This window comes from Cetobacterium sp. (assembly GCF_051653945.1).
GTDB lineage: Bacteria > Fusobacteriota > Fusobacteriia > Fusobacteriales > Fusobacteriaceae > Cetobacterium_A.
Genome location: NZ_JBOFXD010000114.1, coordinates 16520 through 27982 on the forward strand (window position 1 = coordinate 16520; position 11463 = coordinate 27982).

Below are 11463 nucleotides of genomic sequence, written 5' to 3' on the forward strand. Positions count from 1 at the left end.
AACTCATGATATTGTTAAAAAAAATTTGTACGTTTCCTTTAAAAAAAATTCTTATAAGTACTCAGTTTATCAAAAATCATAAATTCCCTCCCCTACCTTTAAAATGAAAATAAATTTTTAAAAAAATATAATAAGAAAAAATAATTTATTTTTTTCTTGATTTTTTTGATTTTTAAATATATAATTTATTTTGTAAAAATAAGATGTTTATAAGGGGTGAATTAAAATGAAAAAGTTGAGTTTGACGAATAAGATTTTTATATCATTAGTTTTAGGTGTTGTAAGTGGGCTGGTTTTATATCCTTTTAGAAATGATTTAATAGTGAAAAAATATATAATAGACTTTTTCTTTAATTTCTTAGGAACAGGGTTTATAAGAGCGATAAGAATGATAGTGATTCCATTAGTTTTTTGCTCTTTAACTGTAGGAGCAGCAGGGGTTGAAGATATAAAAAAATTAGGAAGAGTGGGGGTGAAAACTTTAGCTTTTTATCTAGGAACTACAGCAGTAGCAATAACGTTAGCTTTAGGAGTAGGCTCTCTAATAAATCCAGGAAAGGGAGTTGTCTTATCTCAAATTACAACAAGTAATGTTTCAGTAAGTGAAACAAAACCATTCATAGATATATTACTAGGAATGATACCAATAAATCCAATAGAAGCTTTAGCTAAAGGAGATATGTTACAAATAATAGTATTTGCAATTTTATGTGGTGTTGGTATGGCTATGTTAGGAGATAAGGTTTCTACAGTTAGAAAAGGAATGGAAGAGTTAAATAGTTTAGTTTTAAAACTAGTTGAAATCATAATGCAATTAGCTCCATTTGGAGTATACGGATTGATTGGAAAAACATTTGCAACATTAGGGTATGTAGCAATGTTACCTTTACTAAAATATTTTATAGGTGTAATTGTTGTTCTGTTATTACATTATTTGATAACATACCAAAGTTTGTTGATTTTTGTAGCTAAATACAATCCTATTAAATTTTTAAAGAAATTTTCAGGACCAATGATGGTAGCGTTTTCAACTTCTTCAAGTAGTGCAACTTTACCATCTTCTATGGAAACAATGCAAGATGAGTTTGGAGTATCTAAAACAATATCGTCATTTACACTTCCTTTAGGAAGCACAATAAATATGGATGGAACGGCAATAATGCAGGGTGTTGCAACAATATTTATAGCTCAAATCTATGGAGTTAACTTAACAATGGGAGATTTTGTAACAGTAATTATAACAGCTACATTAGCTTCAATAGGAACTGCAGGAGTTCCTGGAGTTGGAGTGATAATGTTAGGTATGGTATTACAACAAGTTGGATTACCTTTAGAAGGTATGGCTCTTGTAATGGGAATAGATAGATTTGTGGATATGTTTAGAACGACTGTTAACATAACAGGAGATGCAGTTTGTACACTGATTGTAGCGAGAACAGAGGGGGAATTAAAAGGAGAAGAGGTAGCTACACCAGTTAAAAAAAATACATTGGCTTAATGCTAAAACAAAAAAGATACCTATTAATAAGTATCTTTTTTGTTTATTATAATTTAAAATTAGTTTGCTATATGGAGAATTTCTTTAAAATCTTCAGGTAAAGGTGCTTCAACTTGGATTTTTTCACCATTTTCAACATCGGTAAAAATCAGTTTAAATGCATGAAGAAGCTGTCTTTTAGCTCTAATGTCGCCACCACCATAAAGGTCATCCCCTAAAATAGGGTAACCGACTAAGGACATATGAGCTCGAATTTGATGAGTTCTACCAGTGAAAAGTTTTAATTCGATTAGAGTTAAATCTTCATTTGGAAAACGCTCTAGAACTTTCATATAAGTTTTAGCAGTTTGACCACCATTTTCAGGAGTCATCTCTTTACGTCTAAGTTCATCCCCTTCTTTCCCAATAGGAATTTCAATCATCATCTCATCCTCTTTAACAATCCCTTTTACAATAGCCTGATAAAATTTAGAAACTTTCTCTTTATCACTTTGCAAAAAGGCTTGTGTATAAGCATTCTTAGCCACAACAATCAATCCAGAAGTATTCATATCTAAACGATTAAAAAATCTAGGGGGTTGAATTTTTCCAGTTTGTTCTTGAAGATAGTGAATAACACCATTAGCTAATGTTAAATCTGTTTTTTTAGTAGTTGGATGAACAACTAAGTATGGGTCTTTATCAATAATAAGTAGGTTTTTATCTTCATATATTATTTTTAAGTCCATTTGAATAGATTTAATTCCAACTTCTTTTTCCTTTTCTTTAACTAAAAGTCTTGCATTTTTCTTAACTTGTTTTGTAGTTTTTGTTCTTTTTCCATTTAAATATACTTCAACGTTTCTAATACCTCTTCCAGAATATCCCTTTTCTCTAAGGTATTGAGAAATTTTCATATTATGAAATTCAGGTTCAACAACAAATTTTTTCATATTTCCACCTTTAAAATTTATATTATTTTTAATATTTTATAATGAAATTCAGAAAAAAACAATCTTTTGATTTAAAAGTGATAAAAAAATGACCATTCTAACACTAGTGTATAAGTATACTAGTGTTGTATGAAATTAGAATTTGAAAGGCGATTCAAAAGTAAAAACTTTAGTAAAAAAATAAAGAAATTAAAGTCTGACCAAATACTTTTCTACTAAAAATTTAAATTTAACCAATTAACAAAAAACGGTAATTAATGGTTTACAAAAAAACATAAAGGTTGTAATATAAACACATGATGAATTGAATAAAAATTCAAATAACAGGGAGGCAAAGTAAGAATGGGATACAAAATAACAGCGGAAAATTTTGATAGCTTGTTAAAAAATCTTAGTAAAGAGTATAAAATTTATGCTCCAAAAAGATTTCCTAAACAGGGAAGATATTCAGACACAGACATTGTGAGATATGATAGAGTTTATTCGGCAGATGAGATTGTACATGATGAGAAATCTGATTATGCAGCAAAGGAAGCATTAAGCCCTATAACAGAAACAGTTTTATATTTTACAGATGCAGACTATAGAGAGTCAAAAGTTGTTGACGATAGACCAATGCTTGTATTTGCAAGAGCTTGTGATATTCACTCGATAAAAAGATATGATGATATCTTCTTAAAAAATGGTGGATTCGAAGATTCATACTATAAGAGAATGAGAGAGAAGACAAAGTTTATATTAATGGAGTGTCCAGCAAAAGGTTGGGATACTTGCTTCTGTGCTTCAATGGGTACTGGATCAGCAGATGAGTATGCATTTGGAGTAAAATTTAATGGTGAAGAAGTTTTAGTAGAAACTAAAGACGCTGCATTTAACTCTTACTTTGCAGGAAATGATGAAATTGATTTCTTAGTAACTCCAGTTGTAGAAAATGAGAGAGTTGTTAGAATACCAGAGATAAATGATAAAGAAACTCAAATAGCAGTAAAATCACTAGAGATGTGGAAAGAGTTTGATAAGAGATGTCTAATGTGTGGAAGTTGTACTGTGTCATGTTCTACATGTACTTGTTTTACAACTTACGATATGAACTACAGCTCTGATACAAATGCAGGAGAAAGAAGAAGAATAAATGCTTCTTGCCACGTTGATGGATATACAGATATGGCTGGAAATCACTCGTTTAGAAAAGCAGGTGGAGACAGAATGAGATTTAAAGTTATGCATAAAATCCACGATCATAAAAAGAGATTTAAAGAGCACCATATGTGTGTTGGATGTGGAAGATGTGACGATAAGTGTCCAGTGTTTATATCTTTCTCAACTACTGTAAACAAATTAGCTGCAGAAGTTGATAAACTAAATGGAGGTAATGAGTAATGGAAAATTTAATAATGCCAACGCCATATAGACTTTTAGATGTAAAAAAAGTTACTGAGATTGAGTACTTATTTAGAGTTGAATATCCAGAGGCAGGAAATGTAAAGTTTGGGCAATTCATGCAATTATCTTTACCAAAAGTAGGAGAGTGCCCAATCTCTGTTACAGACTTCTCAGCAGCAGATGGATGGGTAGAGTTCTTAATTAGAAAAGTTGGAGTAGTAACTGATGAGATTTTTAATCTACATGCAGGAGATTTATTACCAATGAGAGGACCTTATGGAAAAGGTTTTGATGCAATTAATATAAAAAATAAAAAAGTAGTTATCGTAACAGGAGGATCAGGATTAGCTCCAGTTAGATCTTTAATCAATCACATCCACAATAATCCAGAGGAAGTTCAATCGATGGAATTATTATTTGGATTTAAAGATGACGCATCAATACTATTTAAAGATGAGATTATCAATTGGAGAAAAAAACATCCAATGGTATTAACTGTAGATAAAGGATGCGGATTAGATGGTGAGTGTGTAGGACTTGTAACAGAGTATGTACCTCATTTAAAAATGCTATCAGATAAATTTGATGATTTAGAGGTTGTAATTGTTGGACCACCTAATATGATGAAATATACAGCTATTGAATTTGAAAAGCTAGGAGTTCCAGCTGATAAGATTTGGGTTTCTTTTGAAAGAAAGATGTCATGTGCAATTGGAAAATGTGGTCACTGTAGAATCGACGAAGTTTATGTATGTCTAGAAGGGCCAGTATTCAACTATTCTCAAGCTAAATATCTAATCGACTAAGGGGGTAAAATAAGTGAATCACGATATTAATATAACTAAACTAAAATTAAACTGCTTCCGTCAATCAAAAGTACCTGGAGAGTTCATGATCCAACTTCGTGTTCCAGGTGGATTAATTGAAGCTAAATATTTAAAGGTAATACAAGAGATTGCAGAGAGATGGGGAGATGGAACATTCCATATGGGTATGAGACAAACTCTTAACGCTCCTGGAATAAAATTTGAAAATGTAGACGCAGTAAACGCTTACTTAGAAGAGTACATAAAAGAAGTAGATGTAGAGATGTGTGGAGCTGAGATGGAAGTTGACAAAGCTGGATATCCTACTATCGGAGCTAGAAACATCATGGCATGTATCGGAAACTCTCACTGTGTAAAAGCTAACATCAATACTTGGGAATTAGCTAGAAAACTTGAGAAGAAAATTTTCCCAAGTCACTACCATATAAAAATGGCTATAGCTGGATGTCCAAATGACTGTGCTAAAGCTCACTTTAATGATTTTGGAATTATGGGTGTAACTAAACCAGTTTATTTAAAAGATAGATGTATTGGATGTGGAAGATGTGTTAAAGTTTGTGATCACGCTGCTACAAGAGTTTTAACATTAGAAAATCATAGAATTGTGAAGGATTCTTGTTGTTGTGTAGGATGTGGAGAGTGTGTTGAGGCATGTCCATCATCTGCATGGGTAAGACCAGAGCAAAAATTATATAGAATGACAATAGGTGGAAGAACAGGAAAGCAATATCCAAGAATGGGTAAAATGTTCTTAAACTGGGTAACAGAGGATGTAATTCTTCAAGTTATTGGAAACTGGCAAAAGTTCTCTGCTAACGTATTACATCATAAACCTATGTATATCCATGGAGGTCACTTAATTGACAGAGCTGGATATCAGAAGTTTAAAGAGATGATACTTGATGGAGTAGAATTAAATCCAGAAGCACAAGTAGCACAAAGAATCCTTTGGGCAGAGACAGAGTACAGAGCTAACATAAACGTTAAGCCAATATCTCAACATCCAAGTCCAGGAGAAACATATACATTAGAAAAACCTTTTAACTACGGTGGGGGTCACTAAAATTTAGTTTTTAAAATCAAAAAATATAGTCTAACTAATGGGGACCCCAAAAGGGTTCCCATTAGTCATGTTTGGGACTTTGAATATCAGTTCAACAAAAGCACATTAAAAAAAACCTAGGGGGTAAAAATGGAAGCTGTAAAAGAGAACAAAAAAAGTTTAAAGGAAACAATACTAGATTTATTTAAATTTGAGGATTACTGGGCAATATTACTAGCAACAATTATACTTATATTTTGTACAATTATTTACATGGGGTCAGATTCACAAAGTGTTTTAGGTAAAACAGAGGTTTATAATAGTGTAATGAAAGCGGAGGGAGAGAGAGCTCCTTTTAAAACAGTTCAGTGGCATGAGGCACAATTTGATAAAAATAGTTTGGCTATAAAAACATCAACAACGGAAAAGGTAAAAAATATTTTAGGAAAGCCTAAAAAATGGGTTACCAATCCAATTGAATCAATATACTTAAGTGAAAGTGCAGCTAAAGCAAAAGGGGCACCATTTACTCAACAATATGAAGATTTAAAAAAGGAAACAACACTATTAAAAAATCAAGCTTTGGCAGCGACTGCTTTGGCTGAAGAAAAGGTTTTTGCAGATACTAACTTAAATACAACTGCAAATGAATTAATAGATAAATGGCTTATTAGTAGAGATAAAGAGAATAAAATGAAAGCTAAAGCTATTGTGAAACCTTATAATTTAATTCCCAATTTAGTAATATTATTAGCATTCATAGGAATTTATTTCAGTTTAGGTATGAGAAAAATGGGGAGAGATAGAGAAGGGTTCCTACAAGGATTTCCAGCAGTGTTTGCATTAGCAACAAGTGCTTATTTACTAGGAGAGCAAGAAACTTTAAAGGCTTGGGGTCTGGGATATGTTTTCTGGGGTCTAGTTTTGGGATTAATAGTTAGTAATACAGTAGGAACCACCGAAAAAGCTTTTAGCAGCAGCTCAAACAGAGTATTTTATAAAAACAGGATTGATTTTATTGGGATCAACAGTTTTAGTAAATAAGGTTTTATTAATAGGAATACCAGGAATTTTCGTAACTTGGTTTGTAACTCCAGTAGTTTTAGTTTTAACTTTTGGATTTGGAGATAAAATTTTAAAAATGGAGTCAAAGAGTTTAAATATGGTTATGTCAGCAGATATGTCTGTAAGTGGTGTATCAGCAGCAATTGCAGCAGCAGCAGCTTGTAAAGCTAAAAAAGAAGAGCTGACACTGTCTGTAAGTATCTCTATTATGTTTACTGCATTTATGATGATAGCAATGCCAATGTTTATAAAGGCTTTAAATATGGATCCAGTGCTAGGTGGAGCATGGATTGGAGGAACAGTTGATTCAACAGGAGCAGTAGTTGCTGCTGGAGAATATCTAGGGCCAGTTGCTAGAGACGTTGCAGCAACTATAAAGATGATTCAAAATATAATAATCGGTGTAATGGCACTAGGTGTAGCGGCGTATTGGTCATTAAAAGTGGATAAATCTATGGCTGAAGAAAGAGATTTTTCTCTAAAAGGGTCATTAAAAGAGATTTGGAATAGATTCCCAAAATTCATATTAGGATTTATTGGTGCCTCTCTTGTATTCTCAGGAATTTATGGAGTGTTGGGAGTAGATGGATCTAAGATTGTTATAGATAAAGGAATGGTAAATGGATTGATTTCTCCTCTTCAAGGTTGGCTGTTCTGTTTAGCTTTTACAAGTATCGGACTATCTACAAACTTCAGTGAATTAAGCAAGTTATTTAAAGGTGGAAAGCCAATTACTCTTTATATAGTAGGAAAAATTATCAACTTAGGTGTAACTTTTGGAGCTGCATATTTAATGTTCCATGTAGTTTTCCCTGATATAACAAAATCTTTAATGAGTTTATAGAGAGTTTTTAGGAGGAGATATGATAAAAAAATGGATAGCTTTTGTAGGTAGTTTTGTATGTATATATTTTTTCTGTTTTTCTGTGCTACCTTTTTTAGATGAAACGTTAGGATTTAAAGAGGCACATGAGAAATTGGCAGAAGAGGATATAGAATCAGGAGCATGGTATTATATTTTTGTAAAAAAGGTTGAACCAAGTTCAGAAAATGTTAGACATACATTAACTTACTCAAATTGGGGAGAGAGTAAAAATGCAAAACGTTGATATATTTATAGAAAAAGAAAAAAAAAGAGCTATAGAGATATCAAATGAAGTGATAGAAAAGCCTAAAATGTCTATGATGGTTGTTATATTTCCTTTTCTTTTAATCAATTATATTCAAGAGTTAAGAGTTTACCGCTACAAGAAAGAGTTTTTTATAAAAGAGTATCTATTTTTAAAAAGAATGATAGTTGATTTATTAAAAGAGGGATATTCCTCTTCGGAAAAAATTAAAGCTCGAATGGAAACAATTCTAATAAAGGATGAAAAATATTTAGAATTCTATAAATATCAAATTCAAGAAGCGTTAAGTATAAAAAACTATATTTTTCAAGAAGAGAATGAAAAAGTAATGAGATTAAAAGAGATAGAAACTTTAAAAAAATGGATGGATATATTTGAAGTAGATGAGGAAAGTTTTAGTGTTAGTTTAAAATTGCTTCAAACTTTAAATAATAAAATATGAAGTCTTGAAAAAACTGCATTTGTATGCAGTTTTTTCTTTTACAATCTTGTCTAAATATGATAAAATATGTTCGAATTTAATTTGAAAACTAGGATTAATTAGGGAGGAAAAATGAATAAAAATTTAAAAGTTTTTGGTTTGATGGGGTTAGTCTTAGCTCTTTCTGCTTGTAAAGCATTACCACCTAAAGATGGGGAGTATGAACTTACTTTAGTTCATGTTAATGATGTTCATGGTAGAGCAAAAGAGGGGAAATATGATGGTGTAGGATTAGCTAGAGTAGCTACTATAGCTAAAGCTTTAGAGCAAGATAAAAATAACGGAAAAGTATTGCTAATAGATGCAGGAGATACAATGCATGGGACAACTTTTGCTACTTTAACAAAAGGAGAGTCAATGGTTGAAACTCTAAATGCAGCTGGACTTGATTATGCAACTTTAGGAAACCATGACTTTAACTACGGGCAAGATAGATTAGAAGAGTTATTATCAATGCAAAAGTATAAAACATTAGCGGCAAACGTTGTAGATAAAACAACAGGTAAGCCAATTGCAGGGACATATGATATTAGAAAAATAGATGGGAAAAAAGTGGGATTCTTTGGTTTAGCAACTCCAGAAACTTACTTTAAAACAAATCCAAATAATGTAAAAAACATAACAATAGCTGATCCAATAGCAACAGCAAAGTCAGTTGTAGCTCAAATGAAAAAAGAGGGAGTTAAATTCATAGTTGTAATATCTCACTTAGGTGACGATGAAAGTACAGCAAAAAAATTACAAAGTATTGGGTTAGCAGAAGCTGTTCCTGAAATAGATTTAATCATCGATGGACATAGCCATACTGAGTTAAAAGAAAAGAAAGTAGTCAATGGAGTAACTATAGTACAAACTGGTGAATATGCTAAAAATGTTGGAGTAGTTAAAGTTGATTTTGATAAATTAAAAAATAAAATTGAAGCAATAGACTACACATTATATACAAAAAATATAATAATGAATGGAGATAACCCAGTTTCAGAAGATGCTAAAGTAAAAGCAACAATAGATGAGATTTCTAGAAAGCAAGAGATGGTAACAAACGTTAAAGTTGGAGAAACACCAATTTTATTAGAAGGAGATAGAGCTTTTGTTAGAACAGGGGAAACAAATCTTTCTCAACTGATAACAGATGCAATGTTATGGAAAACAGGAGCAGATGTAGCTCTTACAAATGGAGGAGGAATTAGAGCTTCTATTAACCCAGGAGAGGTTACTGTAGGGGATATAATCAGCGTATTACCATTTGGAAATTATGTAATTACAAAGGAAGTAAAAGGATCAGATTTACAAAAAGCTGTTGAAAATGGAATTAGATCATATCCAGAATCATTAGGTGCAATGGCACAGGTTTCAGGAATGACAGTGAAATTTAATGTAAAAAATCCAGCATATAGAAGAGTTTTAGAAATTAAAGTAGGAAATGAAAAGCTAGATCCAAATAAAACATATGTTGTAGCAACAAATGACTTTATGGCAGCAGGTGGAGATGGATATTCATCTTTAGCTGGTGGAAAAGAATTAGGACATTATCCAGCTTTAGACGAGGTTTTAATTGAGTATATTCAAAAAGTTGGATTAGAAGGTAGAGATAAGGTAGTTCCTAGATTGATACCGAAAAAATAAAAGGGGTTATAAATGAATAAAGAATCTTTAAGAAAAAAAGTAGTGCTGGCTTTTATAGCAGTAGGATTATTGTTAGGAGTATATGAAGCAAATAAACCTGGACCGTTAGTTGTTGAAGAGATTGGAACTGGGTACAATGGTGATTTAACTGTAAAATTACAAGTGAAACCAAAAGGTGATGGATTTAAAATTATTGGAGTTGATGTTATTCATCAAGATACACCACCAATAGCTGATCCAGCTGTGGATACATTAAAAACATATATTCTAAAAAATCAAAATGCTGAATTTGATGTTGTATCGGGAGCTACATATACATCAGAAGGGATGAGAGAAGCTACTAAAAAAGCATTAGAAAAAGTAAAGAACTAAAAAAGAGGGTCAATTAGACCCTCTTTAATTTTATATTAATAAGCTGGGAAAATCTGAATTTCAACTCTTCTATTTTGTGCTCTACCAGAAGCAGTTGAGTTGTTAGCGATAGGTCTATCAGGTCCAAATCCATTAATAGTAATTCTATTAGGGTTTACTCCTCTACGTACTAAATAGTCGGCAACACTTCTTGCTCTTTTAACAGATAAGTCCATGTTATAAGAGTAAGCACCAGTATTATCAGTATTACCTGAAATAACTATTCTTGTTTCAGGATATTGATTTAAAACAGCACCAATATCATTTAGAGGTCCATAGAATCCGTTTCCTATAACATATCCATTTGTGGGGAATGTAACTCCACCAGGAAGATTAAGATTTATGTAATTTCCTTCGTCTGTTACTTTAACCTGAGTATTTTGTAGTCGAGCTTGCAACTCTTTTGTTTGTTGATCTTTGTATGCTCCCCAACCTAGACCAGCAAGAGCCCCAATTCCAGCTCCAATAAGTGTTCCTTTTGTATCTTGTCCGATAGCTTGTCCGATTAAAGCACCTACGGCTGCTCCACCAGCAGTACCAGTAGTTTTGTTACTATATCCAGATTCCGTAGCCGTACAAGCCCCCAAAAGAGATCCCGCTAAAAGAATAGAACATATAAGTTTTGTATTTTTCATTATAAAAAACCTCCTTAACTAAAAATGTTATAGATATTATAAAAAAACTTTATATATTTGTATATAAATTATTATTCTTTTTTAATAAAATCAATCCTTTTTTTTAAAATATAAATAAAAAATAAAAAAAATAAAAAAACTTTGTTGACAGAAATAAGAATTTGTGATACTATAATTTTGTAGCGAACGAAAGCGAGTTACAAAAATAAATAGTCGGAATATAGCGCAGTCCGGTAGCGCACCTGCCTTGGGAGCAGGGGGCCGCAAGTTCGAATCTTGCTATTCCGACCATCTGCGGGAGTAGCTCAGTTGGTAGAGCGTCAGCCTTCCAAGCTGAATGTCGCGAGTTCGACCCTCGTCTCCCGCTCCAATTTAATATTTATCAAATGTGTCTGTAGCTCAGCTGGATAGAGCAACGCCCTTCTAAGGCGTG

General features: G+C 32.2%; 12 protein-coding genes and 2 tRNA genes. 12 read left to right on the top strand and 2 right to left on the bottom strand.

Annotation, left to right across the window (positions count from 1 at the left end; all coding sequences use genetic code 11):
* The first annotated feature begins 226 nt into the window (after positions 1-226).
* Positions 227-1498 (top strand): dicarboxylate/amino acid:cation symporter, encoded by a 1272-nt coding sequence (locus ACRC8M_RS11875; RefSeq protein WP_438529328.1) that lies wholly within the window; start codon positions 227-229, stop codon positions 1496-1498.
* A gap of 59 nt (positions 1499-1557) precedes the next feature.
* Here ACRC8M_RS11875 and ACRC8M_RS11880 read toward each other — a convergent pair whose 3' ends face one another.
* Positions 1558-2430 (bottom strand): RluA family pseudouridine synthase, encoded by an 873-nt coding sequence (locus ACRC8M_RS11880; RefSeq protein WP_438529329.1) that lies wholly within the window; start codon positions 2428-2430, stop codon positions 1558-1560.
* Between the two features lie 342 nt (positions 2431-2772).
* On the opposite strand from ACRC8M_RS11880, the gene asrA reads away from it, so the two are divergent.
* The 9 genes from asrA to ACRC8M_RS11925 all read left to right on the top strand — a co-directional run bounded on the left by asrA (position 2773) and on the right by ACRC8M_RS11925 (position 10356).
* Entirely contained in the window at positions 2773-3810 is a 1038-nt protein-coding gene (gene asrA / locus ACRC8M_RS11885) for an anaerobic sulfite reductase subunit AsrA (protein ID WP_438529330.1), read from the top strand.
* The gene (asrB, locus tag ACRC8M_RS11890) at positions 3810-4619 is read left to right on the top strand and encodes an anaerobic sulfite reductase subunit AsrB (protein WP_438529331.1); all 810 of its coding nucleotides are present in this window, start codon (positions 3810-3812) and stop codon (positions 4617-4619) included. Before asrA ends, asrB begins: the two co-directional genes overlap by 1 nt.
* 13 nt (positions 4620-4632) lie before the next feature.
* Positions 4633-5703, top strand: a complete 1071-nt coding sequence (gene asrC, locus ACRC8M_RS11895; RefSeq protein WP_438529332.1) for a sulfite reductase subunit C — start codon at positions 4633-4635, stop codon at positions 5701-5703.
* A 129-nt stretch (positions 5704-5832) separates the two neighbouring features.
* Positions 5833-6726 (top strand): hypothetical protein, encoded by an 894-nt coding sequence (locus ACRC8M_RS11900; RefSeq protein ID WP_438529333.1) that lies wholly within the window; start codon positions 5833-5835, stop codon positions 6724-6726.
* On the top strand, positions 6701-7591 hold the full coding sequence (locus ACRC8M_RS11905; RefSeq protein WP_438529334.1) for a YeiH family protein: 891 nt from the start codon (positions 6701-6703) through the stop codon (positions 7589-7591). The genes ACRC8M_RS11900 and ACRC8M_RS11905 overlap by 26 nt, the downstream gene beginning before the upstream one ends.
* 19 nt (positions 7592-7610) lie before the next feature.
* Positions 7611-7856 (top strand): hypothetical protein, encoded by a 246-nt coding sequence (locus tag ACRC8M_RS11910; RefSeq protein ID WP_438529335.1) that lies wholly within the window; start codon positions 7611-7613, stop codon positions 7854-7856.
* The gene (locus ACRC8M_RS11915) at positions 7843-8319 is read left to right on the top strand and encodes a hypothetical protein (protein ID WP_438529336.1); all 477 of its coding nucleotides are present in this window, start codon (positions 7843-7845) and stop codon (positions 8317-8319) included. Before ACRC8M_RS11910 ends, ACRC8M_RS11915 begins: the two co-directional genes overlap by 14 nt.
* A gap of 111 nt (positions 8320-8430) precedes the next feature.
* A complete protein-coding gene (locus ACRC8M_RS11920) occupies positions 8431-9984 on the top strand; it encodes a bifunctional metallophosphatase/5'-nucleotidase (protein ID WP_438529337.1) in 1554 nt (517 codons plus the stop codon).
* 12 nt (positions 9985-9996) lie between these two features.
* On the top strand, positions 9997-10356 hold the full coding sequence (locus ACRC8M_RS11925) for an FMN-binding protein (RefSeq protein WP_438529338.1): 360 nt from the start codon (positions 9997-9999) through the stop codon (positions 10354-10356).
* A 35-nt stretch (positions 10357-10391) separates the two neighbouring features.
* Here the strand turns inward: ACRC8M_RS11925 and ACRC8M_RS11930 are convergent, their stop codons facing one another.
* Positions 10392-11030 (bottom strand): OmpA family protein, encoded by a 639-nt coding sequence (locus ACRC8M_RS11930; protein WP_438529339.1) that lies wholly within the window; start codon positions 11028-11030, stop codon positions 10392-10394.
* Positions 11031-11244: 214 nt separating this feature from the next.
* Between ACRC8M_RS11930 and ACRC8M_RS11935 the strand changes: the two genes are divergently transcribed.
* Positions 11245-11321: transfer RNA gene (locus ACRC8M_RS11935), tRNA-Pro, on the top strand.
* A gap of 3 nt (positions 11322-11324) precedes the next feature.
* Positions 11325-11400 (top strand) — tRNA-Gly (locus tag ACRC8M_RS11940).
* The last annotated feature ends 63 nt before the right edge of the window (positions 11401-11463 follow it).

Excerpts from the sequence above, each read along its gene's own strand:
- ACRC8M_RS11875 (WP_438529328.1), top strand. The coding sequence starts at position 227 with ATGAAAAAGTTGAGTTTGACGAATAAGATTTTTATATCATTAGTTTTA.
- ACRC8M_RS11880 (WP_438529329.1), bottom strand. The coding sequence starts at position 2,430 with ATGAAAAAATTTGTTGTTGAACCTGAATTTCATAATATGAAAATTTCT.
- asrA (WP_438529330.1), top strand. The coding sequence starts at position 2,773 with ATGGGATACAAAATAACAGCGGAAAATTTTGATAGCTTGTTAAAAAAT.
- asrB (WP_438529331.1), top strand. The coding sequence starts at position 3,810 with ATGGAAAATTTAATAATGCCAACGCCATATAGACTTTTAGATGTAAAA.
- ACRC8M_RS11900 (WP_438529333.1), top strand. The coding sequence starts at position 5,833 with ATGGAAGCTGTAAAAGAGAACAAAAAAAGTTTAAAGGAAACAATACTA.
- ACRC8M_RS11910 (WP_438529335.1), top strand. The coding sequence starts at position 7,611 with ATGATAAAAAAATGGATAGCTTTTGTAGGTAGTTTTGTATGTATATAT.
- ACRC8M_RS11915 (WP_438529336.1), top strand. The coding sequence starts at position 7,843 with ATGCAAAACGTTGATATATTTATAGAAAAAGAAAAAAAAAGAGCTATA.
- ACRC8M_RS11920 (WP_438529337.1), top strand. The coding sequence starts at position 8,431 with ATGAATAAAAATTTAAAAGTTTTTGGTTTGATGGGGTTAGTCTTAGCT.
- ACRC8M_RS11925 (WP_438529338.1), top strand. The coding sequence starts at position 9,997 with ATGAATAAAGAATCTTTAAGAAAAAAAGTAGTGCTGGCTTTTATAGCA.
- ACRC8M_RS11930 (WP_438529339.1), bottom strand. The coding sequence starts at position 11,030 with ATGAAAAATACAAAACTTATATGTTCTATTCTTTTAGCGGGATCTCTT.